At 40.5% G+C, this 21,096-nt stretch carries 20 protein-coding genes; 2 read left to right on the top strand and 18 right to left on the bottom strand.

Features of this window, described 5'->3' with window-relative positions:
* The first annotated feature begins 187 nt into the window (after nt 1–187).
* Nucleotides 188–376, top strand: a complete 189-nt coding sequence (rpmB, locus tag ACQKMR_RS21605) for a 50S ribosomal protein L28 (protein WP_034313767.1) — start codon at nt 188–190, stop codon at nt 374–376.
* Nucleotides 377–575: 199 nt separating this feature from the next.
* Here rpmB and spoVM read toward each other — a convergent pair whose 3' ends face one another.
* The 17 genes from spoVM to ACQKMR_RS21520 form a co-directional block, all read right to left on the bottom strand.
* Entirely contained in the window at nt 576–656 is an 81-nt protein-coding gene (spoVM, locus tag ACQKMR_RS21600; RefSeq protein WP_034313769.1) for a stage V sporulation protein SpoVM, read from the bottom strand.
* 120 nt (nt 657–776) lie between these two features.
* Nucleotides 777–1,430, bottom strand: coding sequence for a thiamine diphosphokinase (locus ACQKMR_RS21595; RefSeq protein WP_427699163.1), 654 nt, complete (start codon nt 1,428–1,430; stop codon nt 777–779).
* A 137-nt stretch (nt 1,431–1,567) separates the two neighbouring features.
* Nucleotides 1,568–2,215 (bottom strand): ribulose-phosphate 3-epimerase, encoded by a 648-nt coding sequence (gene rpe, locus ACQKMR_RS21590; protein WP_427699162.1) that lies wholly within the window; start codon nt 2,213–2,215, stop codon nt 1,568–1,570.
* A 1-nt stretch (nt 2,216) separates the two neighbouring features.
* A complete protein-coding gene (gene rsgA / locus ACQKMR_RS21585) occupies nt 2,217–3,098 on the bottom strand; it encodes a ribosome small subunit-dependent GTPase A (RefSeq protein WP_427699161.1) in 882 nt (293 codons plus the stop codon).
* 24 nt (nt 3,099–3,122) lie between these two features.
* Nucleotides 3,123–5,147: a Stk1 family PASTA domain-containing Ser/Thr kinase gene (pknB, locus tag ACQKMR_RS21580; protein WP_427699160.1), complete on the bottom strand. Its 2,025-nt coding sequence runs from the start codon at nt 5,145–5,147 to the stop codon at nt 3,123–3,125.
* 5 nt (nt 5,148–5,152) lie between these two features.
* Complete coding sequence (locus tag ACQKMR_RS21575; protein WP_427699159.1) at nt 5,153–5,902, bottom strand: Stp1/IreP family PP2C-type Ser/Thr phosphatase; 750 nt, start codon at nt 5,900–5,902, stop codon at nt 5,153–5,155.
* A 4-nt stretch (nt 5,903–5,906) separates the two neighbouring features.
* Nucleotides 5,907–7,001: a 23S rRNA (adenine(2503)-C(2))-methyltransferase RlmN gene (gene rlmN, locus ACQKMR_RS21570; RefSeq protein WP_427699158.1), complete on the bottom strand. Its 1,095-nt coding sequence runs from the start codon at nt 6,999–7,001 to the stop codon at nt 5,907–5,909.
* On the bottom strand, nt 7,002–8,354 hold the full coding sequence (gene rsmB, locus ACQKMR_RS21565; protein WP_427699157.1) for a 16S rRNA (cytosine(967)-C(5))-methyltransferase RsmB: 1,353 nt from the start codon (nt 8,352–8,354) through the stop codon (nt 7,002–7,004).
* Nucleotides 8,341–9,300, bottom strand: a complete 960-nt coding sequence (gene fmt / locus ACQKMR_RS21560) for a methionyl-tRNA formyltransferase (RefSeq protein WP_427699156.1) — start codon at nt 9,298–9,300, stop codon at nt 8,341–8,343. Before fmt ends, rsmB begins: the two co-directional genes overlap by 14 nt.
* Complete coding sequence (gene def, locus ACQKMR_RS21555; RefSeq protein WP_427699155.1) at nt 9,297–9,782, bottom strand: peptide deformylase; 486 nt, start codon at nt 9,780–9,782, stop codon at nt 9,297–9,299. The genes fmt and def overlap by 4 nt, the downstream gene beginning before the upstream one ends.
* 95 nt (nt 9,783–9,877) lie before the next feature.
* Nucleotides 9,878–12,289, bottom strand: coding sequence for a primosomal protein N' (gene priA / locus ACQKMR_RS21550; protein ID WP_427699154.1), 2,412 nt, complete (start codon nt 12,287–12,289; stop codon nt 9,878–9,880).
* Nucleotides 12,290–12,295: 6 nt separating this feature from the next.
* Nucleotides 12,296–13,498: a bifunctional phosphopantothenoylcysteine decarboxylase/phosphopantothenate--cysteine ligase CoaBC gene (gene coaBC, locus ACQKMR_RS21545; RefSeq protein ID WP_427699153.1), complete on the bottom strand. Its 1,203-nt coding sequence runs from the start codon at nt 13,496–13,498 to the stop codon at nt 12,296–12,298.
* A 257-nt stretch (nt 13,499–13,755) separates the two neighbouring features.
* Complete coding sequence (gene rpoZ, locus ACQKMR_RS21540; protein ID WP_427699152.1) at nt 13,756–13,962, bottom strand: DNA-directed RNA polymerase subunit omega; 207 nt, start codon at nt 13,960–13,962, stop codon at nt 13,756–13,758.
* A 3-nt stretch (nt 13,963–13,965) separates the two neighbouring features.
* Complete coding sequence (gene gmk / locus ACQKMR_RS21535; protein ID WP_034313809.1) at nt 13,966–14,580, bottom strand: guanylate kinase; 615 nt, start codon at nt 14,578–14,580, stop codon at nt 13,966–13,968.
* Between the two features lie 10 nt (nt 14,581–14,590).
* Nucleotides 14,591–14,854: an extracellular matrix/biofilm regulator RemA gene (gene remA / locus ACQKMR_RS21530; RefSeq protein ID WP_034313813.1), complete on the bottom strand. Its 264-nt coding sequence runs from the start codon at nt 14,852–14,854 to the stop codon at nt 14,591–14,593.
* Between the two features lie 54 nt (nt 14,855–14,908).
* Entirely contained in the window at nt 14,909–15,784 is an 876-nt protein-coding gene (locus ACQKMR_RS21525) for a YicC/YloC family endoribonuclease (protein WP_427699151.1), read from the bottom strand.
* 154 nt (nt 15,785–15,938) lie between these two features.
* Nucleotides 15,939–18,617 (bottom strand): calcium-translocating P-type ATPase, SERCA-type, encoded by a 2,679-nt coding sequence (locus tag ACQKMR_RS21520; RefSeq protein WP_427699194.1) that lies wholly within the window; start codon nt 18,615–18,617, stop codon nt 15,939–15,941.
* 449 nt (nt 18,618–19,066) lie between these two features.
* Here ACQKMR_RS21520 and ACQKMR_RS21515 point away from each other — a divergent pair, with 449 nt between their 5' ends.
* The gene (locus ACQKMR_RS21515; RefSeq protein ID WP_427699150.1) at nt 19,067–20,794 is read left to right on the top strand and encodes an Rqc2 family fibronectin-binding protein; all 1,728 of its coding nucleotides are present in this window, start codon (nt 19,067–19,069) and stop codon (nt 20,792–20,794) included.
* Nucleotides 20,795–20,920: 126 nt separating this feature from the next.
* Here the strand turns inward: ACQKMR_RS21515 and ACQKMR_RS21510 are convergent.
* On the bottom strand, nt 20,921–21,096 hold a 176-nt coding region (locus ACQKMR_RS21510; protein ID WP_427699193.1), incomplete at its 5' end, for a transposase.

Here is a 21,096-nt window from a genome sequence, read left to right as displayed (position 1 = left end):
AGTAAATGTCTTACGGTTCTTATTATAATTCAATTTTAAAGTATGTATGTCAAGGTTTTTTTCTTGAAAGTAATTAACTGAAGTATTGCATTCTCACGGTAGGTATGATAAATTATTAAAGTATTTTACAAAGACTTAAGATGACTTTGAAAAACTTAAGCTTGTTGTAGTTAGGAGGGAATTTAACATGGCACGTAAATGTGTAATCACTGGAAGAAGAACTCGTTCTGGTAACAGCCGCTCTCACGCAATGAACGCTAGCAAGCGTACATGGGGCGCTAACCTTCAAAAAGTACGTATTTTAGTTGACGGTAAACCTAAACGTGTATACGTTTCTGCAAGAGCTCTTAAATCGGGCAAAGTAGAACGCGTATAATGTTACGGCATCCTCTCAGGATGCCTTTTTATTTGAAATGGCTGCATTTTTAATGGGTATGCTTTATTTGTTTTGGCCTAGTCCGCATTCAAGAAAGTCATCACCCATTAATGGCTTGCCTATTCTTTTCATTGTCCCCCAGTAATTCCGAAAAAATAACACCCCCCCTAAATAGAGAGGTGTTATGTGGAGATAAGTATCAGCCTTTTTTAAACGCTCCGAGCATAGCCCTTACCAAACTGCCCAGAACTTTTGGCAATTTAATCGTATAAAATTTCATCATGCCCCTCCTCTTTGCATCCCACAAATAAGATGAAGTGGAATTTTTTCTATTACAACATAAGCTTTTAAGCAGATATAGGATGATCGTATATATCCGAATCTGCTCTAAGCATGAATTTTAATCACTGCTTCTTATCACCATTAATATGCCTTCCTCAAATGAAACATTCCCACATTCAGAAATTAGTTCATTGCTGATGCAGAGTGTCGACCCTATCTCCAGCCTTGCGTTATTTAGCGGATATTTGAAGCCTGAGAGTGTAATGCCGGTGACTTCTGCCGTAACAGGGAGTAGGGACATATACTTCTTGTCTTTCAAAGCAGAGACCTTATAGGAGCCCGGTATCTTTACTGAAAATATATTTTGTTTATCAACTATGTACATATCTATTTCCTTATGAACAGGAAGGATGCTCTCTTTCTGAAGTAACTGGATATTACCAAGAAAATGATCCAATCTCCCTCCTGTAGCACCTAATATATGAATTTCACTTGGTTTTTGCTCTACAGCCCATTTAAAAGCAATCTCTAGATCCGTTTCATCCTTCTCAGAAGGATATAGATTGATATGTTCCAGTCTTTGTTGAATACTCAAGTATTCATCTTCTGAAACTGAATCAAAATCGCCGAATACGTACCCAGGCTCTATATCATTTTCAAGCAGCGCCCACACTCCCCTATCGACTCCGACCCACAAATCAGTTATCTCTTTATATATTTTTAAATCAGGCCACAAATACTCAGGGCCCCCAGCCATTATACTAATAATCATGCAATCATCCTTTTTAATAAAATATTCTTATCTTTCATATCGTTACAGAAACATCATTTTTAAATATTAGCACATACTTTCTGTGTAAAAAAAGCCGATCACTATCATACGAATATGATAATGTCGGCTTTTTTCTTTTAGTTTCCACGAATCCTTTGAATGGCTGCGTGTCGATCTTCTTGATTATATATGGCTGATCCGGCCACAAGGACGGTTGCCCCTTGTTCGATACAAAGTTTAGCCGTTTCTTCATTTACTCCGCCATCAATCTCAATTTCAAGCTTTGGATTATAAATGTCTGCCATTGCCTTCACTTCAGCAATTTTCGGAAGTACGGAAGAGATGAACTTTTGCCCGCCAAACCCTGGGTTAACAGTCATTAACAACACCATGTCAATATCCTCGATGATAGGCTGAATCATAGAAGCGGGAGTAGCCGGATTAAGCACAACGCCTGCATTCACACCAAAAGATTTAATTAACTGAACCGTGCGATGCAAATGCGTGCATGCCTCAACATGCACAGTTATATAATCAGCTCCTGCTTTCGCAAATGCTTCGATATAACGATCAGGGTGTTCAATCATCAAATGGACGTCAAGCGGAAGCCTTGTAACCGGTCGGATAGCATCGACAATTAATGAGCCTATCGTAATATTGGGCACGAAATGACCATCCATGACATCCACATGGATAAAGTCCGCACCGCCCCTTTCCACATCCAGAATCTCTTCTCCAAGTTTTGCAAAATCAGCTGATAAAATGGATGGTGCAATTTTAACCATTCTAATACCTCGGCTTTCTATCTCTAATTTCCTCTATAAACTGCATATAGTGCTCATATCGATACCGTGGAATCTCCCCTGTATCAACCGCTTCCTTCACAGCACACTTCGGCTCTTTGTCATGTAAGCAAGCCCTGAATTTACAGTTTTCTCCATACTTATGCATTTCTGGGAAGCAATAGGATAAGCGTTCAGCTTCCATTTCCATAAATTCAAGTGAACTGAATCCAGGTGTATCCGCAACAAGTCCAGAACCAATATGAATCAATTCCACATGACGAGTGGTGTGCTTTCCTCGTCCTAAGTGGGACGATATATCATCTGTCTTTAGAGCCAATTCAGGATTGATTGCATTCAGTAATGAGGATTTCCCAACCCCTGACTGACCGGCAAATACACTTGTTTTCCCTTCTATATAAGGAACAAGCTCTTCAATGCCACCAGTGGAAACTGAAGAAGTCTCCAGCACTGTATAGCCCAACTTCTGATAGTCTTTGATATACTGAGACAATTTCTCTTGGCTCTCAGCAGTCACTAAGTCCATCTTCGTTACGACAATTATGGGTTCGATTTCGTTATCTTCAATAAGAACGAGAAATCTATCAAGCAAGGCTGGGCTAAAATCAGGTTCAACAGCCGAAAACACAAGAATGGCTTGATCTACATTTGATATCTGCGGACGAATCAATTCATTCTTACGTGGCTTTATTTCGGTTACAGTCCCATCTGTTTTATTATCCGCTTGATAAACCACATAATCACCAACAAGGGGCGTTACCTTATTTTTCCGGAATACTCCACGGCCTCGGCATTGAAAAACCTCTTCTCCATCAAGAACATAATAAAATCCACTTAATGCTTTAATAATTTTTCCTTCGGGCATAGCCACACTCCTAATTTAATAAATTTATTTTGGATAAGAGACGGCTTGGTCGATAATGACCTGATTGTCCCGCATGACTTTATATCCGGCTTTCTTATCTGGAGATACCATTAGATCAATCTTTCGTTTTTCAGTTTCTACGATAAAAAATGATTCTTGTGGCTCCGTCATGCTATTGTTGATATCTTCAATGAAAATTTGGATCTCTTGCGCTTTGCCTGGCTCTACTGGATCATACTCAATCGTAATTTCCTCTGTTACCTTTTTTGGAGGGATTTCTTCTTTCCCTTTTGAAAGGACTACTTCCACAGTACTGCCTTGTTCGACTCTAGTACCCGCTTCAGGCGACTGTGATATAACAAGCCCCTCTGCAATGGAATCATTATAGACTTTATCTTCCACCTTAATCTTTATTCCACTGTCATTAGAGTAATCATTGAGTCCAGCTTCATTGAAACCTGTTAGGTTCTTCAAGCTCAATAAATCTGCCCCTTTACTTACCGTTAACTTAAGATCTGTTTCGGATGGTACGATTTTGTCACCTTCCGAAGGTGTTTGTTTTATAATCGTACCTGCTGCACTGTCATCATATTCTTCGGTCACGACAATGTCCTTGAAGCCCATTTTTTCAAGGAAGGATTCGACATCTGAATACTTTCTGCCTTCATAGCTAGACAATGAAATCGTTTCTTTACCAATACTCTGGTAAATATCAATTTTTGCACCTACCTTGACCGTCCTGCCTTGCTTAGGGTTCGTTTTAATCACAAGGTCTTTTTCGACCTCTTCATCTTCAATCTCAATCGTATTTCCAATAACCAGTTTCAAATTAACCAATTCAGTAATAGCATCATCCAACTCTTTCCCTTTAAGATCAGGGATGGTAACTTCCTTCGAACCAAGCATCGTCGGTACAAGAGTTATAGATAAAATAGCAAGCAGGGCAAGAACTAAAAAGATGGTAACTAAAATGGTGGGCAATTTTTTTCGTTTTTTATCTTTTTGTTTTGACTTTGTTTTTTGTTTTTTCTGTCTCTTCTTTTTCTTTTTTGTTTTAGTGGCCGCTTCAGATTCTCTATCCTCATCATCCGCATAGACTAGAGTGTTTTTCTCCGGTCCCCTTATTATTGTCTCATCAATACTTGAAAGCTGATCATCCGTGATGATTGGTATGGCCTTTGTTGCATCATGATCTTCAGGAATGGCAAAAGGGGATTCATTTAAACGCTCTGGATTAAGCGACGTTCGAATATCATCTTCCATTGAATCTACACTTTCATAACGGTAATATGAATCTTTTGCTGTCGCTTTTAAGATAATATTTTCCACACTTTGTGGTATTTCAGAGTTCCAGCGTTTTGGAGAAGGAGTTTCTGATTGTAAATGTTTAAGAGCTATCGAAACCGCAGATTCACCTGAAAAGGGTAATCTCCCCGTTAACAATTCAAACATGACGATGCCAAGTGAATAGATATCAGATTTCTTATTGGCCATTCCGCCTCTAGCCTGTTCTGGAGATAAATAATGAACAGAGCCTAAGACTGCGTTCGTCTGAGTTATATTCGTTGCACTAAGGGCCAATGCAATTCCAAAGTCCGTAATTTTGACGGTTCCTTCTTTATCAATCAAAATATTCTGTGGCTTGATATCCCGATGGATAATCCCGTTATGATGGGCATGGGAAATCGCTGCTGTAATTTGCTTCATGATATCCAAGGCTTTTTCAACCGGAATCGGATAATATTTTTGTATGTATTGCTTTAGTGTAAAACCGTCTACATATTCCATGACAATATAATAGATAGCATCTTCTTCACCAACATCATAAATACTTACAATATTCGGATGAGCTAGACTTGTTGCTGATTGTGCTTCACGATTAAAACGCTTGATGAACTCTTCGTCATTATTAAAATCCATGCGAAGGATTTTCAACGCAACATCACGGTCCAAAATCATGTCCCTTGCAAGGTAAACATTCGCCATACCGCCGCCACCGACCATCTCGATCAGTTTATAACGGCCGTTGATTCTTCTACCAATCAACATTAAGTTCACCTGCTTTCGCTTTCATCGATAAATTGAACAAGCACAAGGGTGATATTATCTTCTCCACCATAGTGATTGGCCTTATCTATTAATGAATTCGCCTTATCTTCAAGTGGCAGCCCATTGGTAACTGTTTCTGCAAGTTCCTGTTCACTCACTTTATTCGTTAAACCGTCCGAGCAAAGCAAAAGTAAATCACTTTCTTCGAAAATGACCGTAGTAATGTCCATTTCCACTTGCATTTCTGTACCCAAGGCTCGTAATAAAACATTTTTTCGTGGATGATTCTCGGCGTCTTCCTTTGAAATCTGTCCTGAACGGACTAATTCGTTAACAAGCGAATGATCTTCCGTGACCTGCTTAAAACCACTCTCATTATACAAATAACATCGGCTGTCCCCGATGTTGGCAATAGTTGAAAATTTATCAGTACATATTGCTGCAACAATGGTTGTCCCCATGCCCTTGCATTCTGTATTCGCTTCGGCATGTTCAAAAAGCAATTGATTAACCAAGAAGATTTTCTTTCTTAGCCAATCCTCTGCATCATTTGCAGTCTCAATCCCTCTGGATTCCTCCCAACCTTTTTTCAAAAGGTCAATCGTCATTGCACTTGCTACATCTCCGGCTCGGTGGCCGCCCATGCCATCTGCAACGATGGCAAGGCGAACGCCTTCCGAATTCTTAAAGACTCCGCCATTATCTTCATTATGCTGGCGGACTTTTCCACGGTCTGTTTTAAATATTGCCCTCATAGGGTCACCTCGTCTCTTCTTTGCGCTCCTTAGCCCGAAGCTGGCCGCAGGCTGCGTCAATATCACTGCCTTGTTCCCTTCGGATCGTTACATTAATGCCACGCTTTTTCAATGTTTTTTCAAACTCAAAAATTTGGTCCCGAGGTGTACGTACATAGTCTCGTTCCGGTACATAGTTAACCGGAATTAAGTTGACATGGCATTTAATTCCGGTTATTAAATCGGCTAATTCTTCGGCGTGTTTCACTGAATCATTTTCGCCTCCGAATAGACCATATTCAAAACTGACACGGCGCCCTGTTTTTTCTGTATAGTATTTGATGGCTTCAATCAAGTCTGGCAGTTTATAGGCCTTGTTGATTGGCATCAATTTACTTCTCAATTCTGTATTAGGGGCATGAAGGGAAACCGCAAAATTGATTTGCATGCTCTCTTCAGCAAACTTATAAATTTTTGGAATGATACCACTTGTTGAAACGGTAATATGACGTGCTCCAATGTTTAAGCCTTTTTCATGATTTATATTCTTCAAGAAAGACATCATATTATCATAGTTATCGAACGGTTCACCGATTCCCATGATAACAACTGAGCTAACGCGTTCTTCCACTTCATCAAGTGCCTGTTGTACCTTAACGACCTGGGCAACGATTTCTCCTGATTCAAGATTTCGTTTTAAGCCGCCAAGAGTTGATGCACAGAATGTACAACCAATCCTACAACCCACTTGTGTTGTAACACAGATAGAGTTTCCATATTCATGGCGCATTAATACTGTTTCAATTGAATATCCATCATGCAGCTCAAATAAAAACTTCATGGTCCCGTCATTTGACGTTTGCTGAATCAATGTTTTTAATGTAGTGAATGTAAACTGTTCTTCCAGTTTATCGCGTAAAGATTTCGAAAGGTTAGACATATCTTCAAAACTAGAAATACGCTTTTTGTAAAGCCAGTCATAAATTTGATCTGCACGGAATGCCTTCTCGCCGTTTTCAACCAGCCATTCTTTAATTTGGTGAAGCTCTAATGAATAAATCGATGGTTTTTCTGGTGTTGTGTCTTTTTTTACTCTTGATGATTTAGTAATCTCTGCCATTTACAGCACCTTCTTTCTAAAACTCGCAATAAAGAATCCATCACTGCTTAAATATTGCGGGAACACTTGCAACGTATGGCCTTCAATATATGGCTGAACACTTTCAGGCATTCTTGTGGCCAATGTTGTATCACTTTCAAAATCCGGATGGTTTTCCAAAAATGCTGCAGCAACTTTATCATTTTCTTCTTTGTCCACCGTACATGTACTATATACTAACCGTCCGCCTTGCTTTACGAGCGGGGCAGCTGCTTCCAATAACTGTTTTTGTATACTTGAGAGTTTCATTATATCATCTTTTGTTTTTGTGTACTTTACATCCGGCTTCCGGCGCATAACGCCTAATCCTGAACATGGTGCATCTATCAGGATCCGGTCAAACCCTTCTTTATTAAAGTGTTCTTGAACGCTTCTGCTATCGATAGCCATAGTCTTAATGTTGTTTCTTAGCTTTAGCCTCTCTGCCTGCTCTTTAATGAGCTTAACCTTATGCTCATGAAGATCAAGGGCATATACTTGTCCTGTGGTTAATCCTTCCGCGATATGAGTTGTCTTACCTCCAGGTGCCGCACAGCAATCGAGAACTGCATCATTGTCATTGGCTCCTAACGCATGGGCTACTAGCATCGAACTTTCGTCTTGAATCGATAGATACCCCAATTTATAGCTTTCTGAATGAGCAAGATTTCCTCTATAGCTAACAATTGCTTCTGGAACAACATCACTTGCCTCAACATCATAGCCTTCTTCTGTCAAAATGCTGATTAGTTCATTGCGTGAAATCTGCTTTAAATTAACCCTTCCCGTCTGCAGTGGAGCTGTTAAGTTAATTTCACACATTTCCTTTGTTTTCTCATAGCCAAATTGCTCTACCCAACGTTTGACTAGCCAAGTAGGATGGCTTACCTCGATTGAGAGGCGTTCAAGATCATCTTTGATATCATCAAGAGGAGCTACACCATTTCTTTGTATATTACGAAGCACACCATTGACCATTGAAGACGTTCCCTTATGGCCACGCTTTTTCGAGATTTCGACAGCTTCAAAAATAATTGCGTGATCTGGTACTTTATCTAAATAAATCATTTGATAAACGGAGAGTCTAAGCAGGTTGATAACCCAGCTTAGCGTTTTTTTCGGTTGCTTTATATATGGCTTCAGATAGTAATCCAAAGTCATTTTCCGCTGAATCGTACCGTAGCTTATTTCTGTTAGCAAACCACTATCTACACCAGATAGCTGGTGCTTTTTAATCAAATTGTTAAGTAAAAGGTTGCTGTAGGATTGGTTTTTCTCTACAGATTCCAAAATATCGAGAGCGATTTCACGTACTCCCTTTTTAGTTTGCTTCATTCTGTTCTCCTAACTTCATGCCTGCTTTAATGAACGACCCGGCTCCGCGCAAGTAATCTTTCGCCGGCATTTTTTTCTTTCCTGAAGGCTGCAGGTCCGTAACTAGTATAGCCGTCTCATTGCCGGTCGAAACGACAAAACCATCGTTTCGTACATCAATAATCGTCCCCGGCACTGCCCGATTGTTATGTTCAAGCTTCTTTGCCTGCCAAATTTTTAAAATGGATTCATTTAAGAGTGTATAGGCAACAGGCCATGGATTCAGGCCACGTACATGGTTATATATGTCTTCCCCTGTTTTCGTCCAGTCGATTTTTTCCTCTGACCGTTTAATATTAGGTGCGAAAGTTGCTTTATCTTCATCTTGCTTAATCGCATATAATTCATCATTTAAAAGCTTTGGCAATGTTTCTGCAAGTAAATCCGAACCGACCTTGCTTAATTTATCATGTAGTGTGCCGACATTGTCTTCTTCCTCTATGGTAACTTCTGCCTGCGTTAATATATCCCCAGCATCCAGTTTCTCGGCCATATACATGATCGTTATTCCTGTTTTTTCTTTCCCCTGTAATATCGAATAATGGATAGGCGCTCCTCCACGTAGTTCAGGAAGCAGTGAGGCATGTACATTAATACATCCGTATTTTGGAGCTTCTAACAATTCATTCGGAAGGATTTGTCCGAAAGCAGCCGTTACCACTAAGTCAGGCTTCAATGCAATAATTTTTTCAAGTTCTTCATTTTCACGAATTTTTTCGGGCTGATAAACAGGAATCCCCTGCTTTTCGGCTTCTACCTTAACTGGCGGAGGCGTTAGCACCTTTTTGCGACCCACCGGACGGTCAGGCTGTGTAACAACTGCAATCACTTCATAACCTTCGTCAATGATTCTTTTAAGTACCGGTACTGAAAAGTCCGGTGTTCCCATAAAAATAATTTTTGTCATTCTTCTCCAAACCTTTCTAACTCTTCTTCCGTAATATAGCGTGAAACCTTACTTGTAAATAACACTCCTTGCAAATGATCTATCTCGTGCTGAAGGGCTCTAGCAAGGAAATCCTCCGCTTCTATTTCGAAAAAGGATCCTTTTCGGTCCTGGGCCCGCACCTTGACGCGGTAAGGGCGCGATACTTCCCCGTATATACTTGGAAAACTCAAACAGCCTTCAACAGCTGTTTGTTCGCCTTCCACTTCTAGCACTTCTGGATTAATCAGTTCGATTACACCAGATCCTTCCTCTATTTCAACGACCGCTACTTGCTTTTTCACCCCAACCTGAGGTGCAGCAAGGCCAACGCCATCAGCTTCAACCATGGTTTCATACATGTTATTTAACAGCTTAGCCAATTTTTTATCAAAACTTGTTATTTTATCGCATTTTTGTTGTAAAATTTTTTCAGGAAACAAGACAATCGGTAAAATAGCCAAAATTAAAGGTACCCTCCTAAATATAAAAACCAAAACTTCATTATATAAAAACGCAAGCTAGAACTGCTCGCGGTAATCATCCAACGCTTAAATAATTACATCATAATTTGCGGATTTAAATCTATTGAAATCTGCAGATGATTTTGGGCCGTTTCTTTTTGATAATGCTCTAAAAGTGTTCGTAAATGCTTATTAAGATCCGGCTCTCGTTTGTATTTTATCAGACATTGGTAGCGATATCTATTGTTGATTCGACTAATGGGCGAAGCAACAGGACCGAGTACGATGGAATCCCGATTCAATCGGGAACTTAAATAATTGGTGATTTTTTCCGTGACATTCACTGTTTTCATTAAGTCTTCATGTGAAACAGTTATAAGTACAACGTAATAATAGGGAGGGTAATGACTTTGCCTGCGGAGATACATCTCTCGCTCAAAAAAGAAATCATAATCCTGCATAGCTGAAAGCTCAATGCTGTAATGCTCAGGCGTATAGGTTTGAATGACTACCTCTCCTGGGAGTTGGTGACGTCCCGCTCTTCCACTGACTTGTGTCAACAGTTGAAACGTTTTTTCCGATGAACGGAAATCGGGCAAATGGAGCATTGTGTCGGCTGAAAGGACTCCAACTAGAGTAATATTGGGAAAATCAAGTCCCTTGGCAATCATTTGGGTGCCGAGTAATATATCAGCCTTTCCCTCACCAAAGGCATTTAGCAACCGCTCATGTGAACCTTTTTTACTTGTTGTGTCGACATCCATTCGTATTACTCGTGCATCTGGGAGAATTTTTGCAAGTTCTTCCTCCACTTTTTGCGTACCTGTACCGAAGAATCTAATATGTTCACTATCACATTCAGGACAAACAGATGGCATTCCTTCCTCAAATCCACAATAATGGCATTTCATTATATCATTAAAGCGATGATAGGTGAGTGAAATGTCACAATTAGGACAGTTGATCACTAATCCACAGCTTCGGCACATCACAAAGGAGGAATGTCCTCGTTTATTTAGCATCAACACAGTCTGTTGCCCCTTTTCAAGCCGATCCTTCAACTTCGTAAAGAGCAGCTCTGAAAACATCGATCGATTCCCCGTCCTTAATTCTTCTCTCATATCAACAATTTCCACTGCCGGCAACGCATTTTTATTCATCCGCTGACTAAGAGTCAGTAACTGATAGACGTTTTTCTTGGCACGTGCAAAGGATTCAAGAGTCGGAGTGGCGCTACCGAGAATGACCGGACATTGATACGATTTTGCTCTTTGAATTGCAACGTCCCTCGCATGATAGCGGGGCGTTTCTTCTTGCTTGTAGCTGGATTCATGTTCCTCATCAATGATGACTAGGCCTAGGTTTTCAAAAGGCGCAAACACGGCTGAACGTGCCCCTACCACAACTTTTACTTCTTTTCGGTGGATTTTCCGCCATTCATCATATTTTTCGCCCACAGACAAACCACTATGCATGACCGCTACTTGATCACCAAAGCGCTCCTTAAACCTTTTCACCGTTTGTGGCGTCAATGAGATTTCCGGAACCAGCATAATGGCTTCCTTACCTTTATCCATGACAGAAGCGATCGCCTGTAAATACACTTCAGTCTTCCCGCTTCCGGTTACACCATATAATAGGAAAACTTCATGTTGGTCATGTTTTATTTTCTCCTGAATGGGCCTCAAGGCAACTGCTTGTTCATCCGTTAAAGTAAAGGGATTGGATTTTTCAAACACACGATTTTCATAGGGGTCGCGGTATATTTCCTGATCCAGTTCCACTAAAGCCCCTTTTGACACAAGGGACTTTACCGTGCCGCTTGAGGCATTAATCATTTCAAGCAGTTCCTTAAGCGAGACTGGTTCTGGATGTTCAATAAAGTATTGAAGAAGTTCCTGTTGTTTTTTTGCATTACCGGAAAGTGTAGAAGCCATTTCTTTCAATTCCACTGGGGAAAGCAACGGTTTAATGATACGGACCGTCTTCTTATTGAGGCGGTTTTTCACATAATACACTAGTTCTAAATTGCCGTTTTGTACTTCTTTTTGAAAAAGGGAGGCATGCTCACCTTCAATCACATCTTTCCAGGATAATGAATCATGCTTTCCGAAAAGGTTTTGAATGAGAGGTGGAAGCTGCTCCTTTTTATCTTCAATGATATTGATCACTTTTTCGTATTTTGCTTTCATTGCAGCAGGAAGCATTGCCTGAAGCGCTGAAATTTTAAAACACATGGCCTCTTTGGTCAACCAGTCACCCAGCTTAAGCAATTCATCATTTAGAATTGGCTCCAAATCCATTGGTTCTTTGATATTGCGTAATTTCGCAAAATCACTTTTGGTTTTTAATCCGGTCACGAAGCCCTGTACCATTCTCGGGCCGAATGGGACAATGACGCGCATTCCAGGCTTGATGACTTGTTTCCATTTTTCAGGGATGCGATAGTCAAATTCTCGATCAGTTTGTTTTGCAGGTACATCCACAATAACGGATGCAATATCCATAAGACATCATTCCTTTTGCATGCGAGATACTTCTGACAGAATGCTTTTGGCTATATCCGCTTTACTCATTTTAGGAAGGTCGGTAGCACGTCCATCTTTATTGAAAATCGTCACAATATTTGTGTCAGTGCCAAAGCCTGCCCCGGCAACGGTAACGTTATTGGCAACAATCATATCTGCTTTCTTTTTCGCTAATTTCCCTCTTGCATACTCTTCAACATTATTCGTTTCTGCCGCAAATCCTACCAATATCTGATGGGTTTTATTCTCACCTAGTTCCTTAAGGATATCCTTTGTCCGTTCAAATTCAATCACATTTTCACCGGGCTTCTTTTTCATTTTCTGAGCATGATAAAATTTCGGTTTATAGTCTGCCACTGCGGCCGTCATGATCACGACATCACTAGTATCATATTGTTCAAAAACCGCATCATACATATCTGCTGCCGATTCCACATGGATGACCTTGACCTTTGAAGGAGGTGTCAAACTTACTGGGCCTGTAATCAATGTCACCTCAGCCCCCTGCTCAGCTGCCTGCTCAGCAAGAGCATAGCCCATTTTCCCGCTTGAATGATTTGTCACATAACGAACCGGATCGATTGCTTCACGTGTCGGTCCTGCAGTTATCAAATATTTCTTTCCTTTAAGAGGTTGTAATTTTCTTTCACCGAAATATAGATTAAGGTGTTTTACAATCGTTTCTGGTTCCTCCAATCTACCCTTACCAACATATCCGCAAGCCAAATAACCTTCACCTGGTTCAATGAATTGATACCCGAACGTACGAAGTGTCTCTATATTTTTTTGGACCGCTGGGTGAGCGTACATGTGGACATTCATTGCGGGTGCCACCCAAACAGGAGCCTCCGTTGCTAAAATTGTCGTCGTGACCATATCATCTGCGATTCCATTGGCTATCTTGCCAATAACATTCGCGGTAGCTGGAGCTACAAGGATGATATCTGCCCAATCAGCCAGGTCGATGTGGGCAATGACTGAAGAATCTTTTTCATCAAATGTATCAGTATAAACATCATGTCTCGAAAGCGCTTGAAAGGTAAGCGGCGTCACAAATTGACGTGCGGAATCACTCATGATTACTTTAACTTGGGCACCTGCCTGTGTGAGTTTACTGGTCAGGGCAGCAGCCTTATATACAGCAATTCCGCCGGTGACACAAAGTAGAACTTTTTTATCGATAAGCATGCAAATTTCCCCTAACTATACATTCTATTTTTCTTAATTATGAAGGATTACATAAGAAATTTCATTTGATTTGCGCAGTAATATATGGATTTTTACAAAATTGTGATGTCTATGCCTTACTTCTGCCTAAGGAGCTTCTTAAAAATCAAAACAAACAGGCCTGACACCTTGGCCGCAGGAAGGAAGCAACTTTCAAATGTAACGCATCCTGTTTGCTTTAGGGTGTCAGGCCCGATAGGTCAAGCTTATGTGTTCGCTTAGTTTTCCTCGTAAGAATTATCGTAAGTCAATTTACCAGAATGAATTTCTTCAAGGGCACGACCAACTGATTTATGAGAAACTGGTTTATTAATAAGGCAGTTTTCTTTAATTTGCATTTCTCTAGCACGTTTTGCTGCCACTGATACAAGTGAATATTTTGAATCGATTTTTAGTAATAGGGAATCAATAGATGGATATAACATAGTTTATTCCGCCTCCAACATTTTTTTATATAAAACAGCAACTCTTTCCCGACGGCAATGCTCGGCAATTACAATTGCATTAATTCTAGCACAAGCAGCATCCACATGATCATTTTCAACGACATAATCATACAAATCCATAAGTTCTATTTCTTCTTTAGCTACTTTCATTCTCCCTTTAATCGCTTCCTCTGTCTCGGTACCGCGTGTTACGATTCGGCTTTCGAGTTCAGTCAAGCTTGGGGGTGCAAGAAAAATGAAAAGCCCTTCAGGAAATTTCTCCCTAACTTGTTTGGCTCCTTGAACTTCGATTTCTAGAAAAACATCTTTTCCAGAATCGATTGTTTCACGGACATAATCCACAGGTGTTCCATAATAATTGCCGACGAACTCAGCATATTCAAGCAGTTTACCTTCTTCAATCAACGCTTCGAATTCCTCACGTTTTTTAAAGAAATAGTCTACTCCATCCACTTCACCATGGCGTGGCAGTCGTGTCGTCATCGAAATTGAATATTCAAATGCCGTACCAGGCTGAGAAAAGATAGCCTTCCTTACTGTTCCTTTACCAACACCGGATGGACCGGACAAAACGATTAATAAACCTTTTTCTCTCATATTCTTTTAGTTACCCCTCTTCTACGCTGTCATCTCTATCTTGAAGCCTTGCTGCAACCGTTTCTGGTTGAACCGCTGATAAGATAACATGGTCGCTGTCTGTAATAATAACGGCCCTTGTTCTTCTACCGTATGTAGCATCTATTAAGGATCCGCGATCTCGAGCATCCTGGATAATCCTTTTAATCGGAGCTGATTCAGGACTCACGATGGATACTATCCGATTTGCGGAAACGATATTCCCAAATCCAATATTAATGAGCTTTATTGACATTTTTGTCCCCCATTCATATTCTATTGTCACCTTGATAGGTTCATCATAAACCGACTACTCGATATTTTGAACCTGTTCCTTTAATTTTTCAAGCAGACTTTTCATTTCAACCACTTCTTTAGTAATGGTCGAATCATTTGCCTTTGATCCAATTGTATTGACTTCTCGATTCATCTCCTGAACTAGGAAGTCAAGTTTTCTACCGATTGGTTCACCATGTGTAAGCGTTTCTGAAAATTGCTGCACATGACTTTCGAGTCTCGTCAGCTCTTCATTTATATCACATTTATCAGCAAAAATGGCCGCTTCTGTCACAATACGGCTATCCTCAATCAATCCTTCTGTCAGCTCAGCTAGCTTGATTGCCAACCGTGCTTTATATTTCTCAACAACTGAAGGTGCATAGTTTTTAACCCCTACTACAATCTCACCAAACTTTTTCAGCTGATGTTGCAGATCCTGGGCCAACTCACGGCCTTCCTGAGTCCGCATTTTTTTCAAGTTTTCCAATGCCCCCGAAATAGCCTTCATTAGCAAGGCTTCCAAATCGGTGGGAACAATCGGTACTTCTTCCGTCACGAAAATTGATTCAAGTTGCAGCATATCCTGTAATGTAACGGAACTTTCCAGGTTGTATTTCCCTTTAACCATATCCATCAAACTCACATACTGATCAGCAAGATTCCAATCGATCTTGACCTTTTTGGAAACTAGGCTATCACCTTCTACTGTAATGAAGATTTCCACCCGTCCCCTTCTTATGTATTGATTCGCCCTTTTCTTTACTTTTTCTTCCAAAACCAAAAGCTGGCGCGGCATTCGAATCGTATATTCACAAAAACGATGGTTTACCGTCTTGATTTCGGCAAAAATCTTGACCTGTTCGTTTGCTGCTTCTTCTCTTCCATAGCCCGTCATACTGGTAACCATGGCTTCACTTCCTATCAAGCATAATGTAGTAACTTGGCGTTTACATTAATTATATATCAGCTTAAGCACGAACGCTTTAGCTTATAAATAAAAGGTTATAAAAATAAAAAGGTAATAGAGCAAGACTCTACCACCTTAAAGATTATATCATATTTCATTGTGCTTTTCTTGCTAAAAAAGTTCCTGCTAGTAAAAAAGTTGGGATGGACGACATTCCTAATACTAAAAGCCAATCCCTCCCCGAAATCGGAACGGTATGGAATATCGCTTGCAAGGGCTGAACATACATGACGGCGAGCATTACCAAAAGGGAAGACAGTACAGCTCCCACTAAATATAGATTACCAAATGGATTTCTCGAAAAGATTGATATTTCACTTCTACAATCGAAAACGTGGATTAGTTGAGCAAGAACAAGGGTAGCAAATGCGATCGTTTGTGCATAAGCCAGATTAGCCGGGTTTGCTCGATATACCACGTAAAACGCAATCAATGTTGAAATCCCAATTAGAAAACCACGAGAGATAATTTTCCATCCAAGTCCTCTGCCGAAAACACCTTCATTTGCATTTCTAGGATTTCTTTTCATTACATCGTCTTCAGGCGCATCAAGCCCCAAAGCCATCGCAGGAAGACCGTCCGTAACGAGGTTCACGAATAGAATTTGGATCGGGATTAACGGTAAAGGTAAGCCACATAGCATCGCAAAAAACATAACCAAGATCTCTCCAACATTGGATGCGAGCAAGTAACGTATAAACTTTCGGATATTTTCATAGATATTTCTGCCTTCTTTAATTGCTGATTTTATTGTTGCAAAATTATCATCAACCAATATCAAGGAGGAAGCCTCTTTGGCAACATCTGTCCCGGTGATTCCCATAGATATACCAATATCCGCTGATTTTATTGCAGGTGCATCATTGACACCATCACCTGTCATCGCTACTACATGTCCTTTATTTTGCAAGGCCTTTACGATTTTTAGCTTATGTTCCGGGGAAACGCGAGCAAACACAGAAACACTTTCTACTATTTCCTCAAGCTCTCCGACTTCCATATCCGATAATTGCCTGCCTTCTAGTACAAGGTCTTTCCCTTTTAAAATACCAAGTTCTTTAGCTATCGCCTTTGCGGTTATTACATGGTCACCAGTGATCATGACGGTTTTGATTCCCGCATCACGGCACTCCTTAACCGCCTGCTTCACCTCTGGACGTGGAGGGTCAATCATGCCCTGCAGTCCCATGAAGGTCAAATTGCGTTCAGCTTCTGTTTCATGAAGCAGAATTGTTCCTTTCGAAAGGGGTTTATAACCAACGGCAATCATCCGTAGTGCCTGTGAAGCTAACTTACTCATGTCTTGTTGAACTCTTTCCTTACTTTCCCGATTCAGCGGGCCCGACTTCCCTTCCCATAGAATCGTGTCGCTCTGGGCGAGCAATACATCGGGGGCCCCTTTTACGATGACGAAATGATTCTCTTTATCATCCTTAACTATAACGCTCATCATTTTCCTACCCGAGTCAAATGGAAACTCCTTCACTATCGTGAACTGACTAGATAAGTATTCCCTTGTCAAACCTGCCTTCATTGCGGCAACCAACATCGCCCCTTCTGTCGGATCTCCGTCAACGACATATCGTTTTCCCTTTTCGTTTAGTTCAGCTTTATTACAGAGCAGTCCAAATGTCATCATTTGAAGCAAAGCTTTGTGGTTTTTCGGAGCTACGGAAACTCCTTCTAATGAAAACTCCCCAACCGGATTATATCCAGTCCCGCTGACATCCCAGGTTTTACCTCCACTCCAAATTTTAGTCACCGTCATTTTGTTTTGCGTCAGTGTACCTGTTTTATCTGAGCAAATCACTGTCGCGCAACCAAGAGTTTCGACCGCTGGAAGCTTACGTACGATCGCTTTTTGTTTGATCATACGCTGAACACCTAACGACAAGGCTACAGTCACAATTGCTGGCAATCCTTCCGGAATCGCCGCAACTGCTAAAGAAACGCCAGCTAAAAACATTGTATAGAGATCATGTCCTTGAATGACTCCAGTCAGTACGACGATCACCGTTAATATCAACGCAGTGACGATTAAAATTTTACCTAGCTGCTCCAAACGGCGCTGTAAAGGTGTTTCTTTTGTTTCAGCTGTCTGAAGCAGGTCGGCAATCTTCCCCATCGCAGTATTCATACCAGTAGCGACAACAATTCCGACTCCATTCCCTCTTGTAACCATCGTTCCCATAAAAGCCATATTTTCCTGATCACCGATACCTTCTATCTCATTAATTATCGGATCAGAACATTTAACAGCCGGGAGAGACTCACCGGTAAGTGCCGACTCTTCAATCTCAAGGCTTGAATTGTCAACAATCCGTAAATCGGCGCCAATTCTATCCCCGCTCGAAAATTTCAAGATATCCCCCACAACGACTTCTCTAGATGGAATCTTCAGCCAGTGACCATTCCTAAGAACATGGACTTGTGGTGCTGCCATTTCCTTCAGGGCATCCAACGATTTTTCAGCCTTTCGTTCTTGAAAAAAGCCTAGCACTCCATTCAAAAAAACAATCGCCATGATGGCAATCGCATCGATATATTCACCCAAAATCCCGGAGACCAATGTCGCCGCAAGTAAAACAATAACCATAAAATCTTTAAATTGTGCGAAAAATAAAAGGATGGCTGACTGTTTTTCTCCTTCTTTTAATTCGTTAAAACCATGCTTATGCAGCCTGTCCTTTACTTCATCATCGTCCAAACCGTGTGTAACGTTTGTTTGAAGCGCGCTCTCCATTTCTTGCTTATTCATTTCCTTGAACTCCATCAAGTATCACACATCCCTTTGAATAGAATGAAATAGGCCCCTGTATACAACCAAACAGGCGCTCTAGCTCTGCTCATCCAACACCTGCCCGCATACTAAATACATAAAACAACCTGCTCTTCTTCCATGATTATTCAGACTCGTCCAAAAAAATGCTATAATTAAACAGAAATGCGAAAGATGAACGAACCTTATACGAAAGTGGACGAACAACTGCATATAAAAATAGGCCACCTTAAAAGGTCAACTTTGGCTTGTTTAAACTAGGTACATATTAGAATTGATCAAATTAATTTACCTGAACATTTCAAAGCTCGCTTCATCGAGTTTTTTAAACTTGCAAATACCACTTTTGCGAGTTAATAATAGGTCAAATTACTCTCTGTAACTAACATCAATTAATATCAATGGAGTCATAGAAAATCTTATGTAAAGGAAGTAAAAATAGAATGTCATTTGATGGATTATTTACGAAAGCGATGACGGAAGAAATCGCTTCTTTATTAAAAGGTGGACGCATCAATAAAGTTCATCAGCCTTATAAAAATGAAGTTATCCTGGTTGTTCGTGCTGGAGGTAAGAACCATAAACTCTTATTATCAGCCCATCCAAGCTATTCAAGAGTACAGTTGACTGAAGAAAGCTATGAAAATCCAAAAGAGCCACCAATGTTCTGTATGCTGCTTCGAAAGCATCTCGAAGGCTATACGATTGAAGATATTTATCAATATGAACTAGATAGGATGATTATTTTTGAGGTTAAGGGGCGTAACGAGCTTGGTGATGTCTCACATAAGCAGCTAATAGTGGAAATCATGGGTCGTCACAGCAATATTGTATTAGTTGATAAAGAACGGAATATGATATTAGACAGCATTAAGCATGTCTCCTACGCTGTGAACAGCTATCGGGCAATACTACCTGGACAGGAATATAAAGTGCCTCCCGCACAAGAAAAGCATAACCCTTTTGATGCTACTGAGGATGATATAAGGAAAAATATCGACTTTAATGCGGGAAAACTCGATCGTCAACTTGTTGCCCAATTTTCTGGAGTTTCTCCGTTAGTTGCAAAGGAGGCCGTTTATCGAGCAGGGTTGGCCAACAGCACCACTCTTCCACCGGCATTTTCAAGTCTTATAAAGGAAATTTCGGAACAAAAATATTCCGCAACAATTAAACAAGACGGCAACAAAGAAGTGTTTTATATGCTTTCCCTAGAGCACCTGACTGGAAATTCCCGAACGTTTTCTTCCTTAAGCGCGATGCTCGATCGGTATTACTTTGGCAAGGCAGAACGAGATCGGGTAAAGCAAAAGAGTCAGGATGTAGATCGATTCATTGCGAACGAAATTGAAAAGAACTCCAAAAAAATCGGCAAACTCGAACGAACATTAAAGGAAACGGAACGCGGAGAACAATACCAATTGTTCGGTGAACTGCTGACAGCTAACTTATATCAAATGAAAAAAGGCATGAAGGAAATTGAAGTGGTCAATTATTATGATGATGAACAAAGTATAATCATAATCCCTCTTGACCCATTAAAAAACCCATCCGATAATGCGCAAAAGTACTTCTCTAGATACCAAAAATCCAAAAATGCAGTCGGTGTCGTCCAAGAGCAAATCGAGAAAGCAAAATTGGAATTAGCATACTTTGAAGCACTACATCAGCAACTTCAATCGGCTTCACCTAAAGATATTGAGGAAATACGCGAGGAGCTTCAGGAAGAAGGATATATTCGTCAAAAAAAGAAAAAAGGCATGAAAAAGCCTTCCAATGCAAAACCGCAACTTGAAACATATTATTCCACCGATGGAGATCTTATTTTTGTCGGGAAAAACAATAAACAAAATGATTATTTAACGAATAAGTTTGCACGTCGTGATGAAATTTGGCTACATACCAAAGACATCCCTGGGTCACATGTTGTGATTCGGAATGAATCACCGAGTGAAGAAACCATAAAAGAAGCAGCCGTTTTAGCAGCCTTCTTCAGTAAAGCAAAGCAATCGAGTTCCGTGCCCGTAGACTTTACGCAAGTTCGCCATGTGAAGAAGCCAAATGGCTCGAAGCCCGGCTTTGTCATCTATGAACAGCAGCAAACTGTATATACTACACCAGATGCAGATACAGTCATTCGCTTAAAAGAAGCAGAAGCTGTAAAGGATTGATTTAAATACAAAAATAAAAGTGTGTAGACAAAAGGGGTTCGGAATGTTTTAATTCCGGACCCCTTTTGAAATTCCCTTTGAATTTTGCTCAAGATTAAGCGATTGGGTCTCTACGAGCCCACTATGTTAGGCCATTTTTGGACCTTGCCATGTCCAATTGGCCATCTTCTTTAAATTCATGGCAGCGAAAGTGAGCATCGCCTGCATCGACAATTTTTTAAGTCCCCTTAAAGTAGTCCAACGCATACCATGCTTTTCTTTTGCATCTGCGAATACACGCTCTATTGTTTCTTTACGTTTCG

The organism is Peribacillus sp. NPDC096540 (assembly GCF_050278525.1).
Taxonomy (GTDB): Bacteria; Bacillota; Bacilli; order Bacillales; family DSM-1321; genus Peribacillus.
This window is presented reverse-complemented; position numbering and strand designations above follow the sequence as displayed.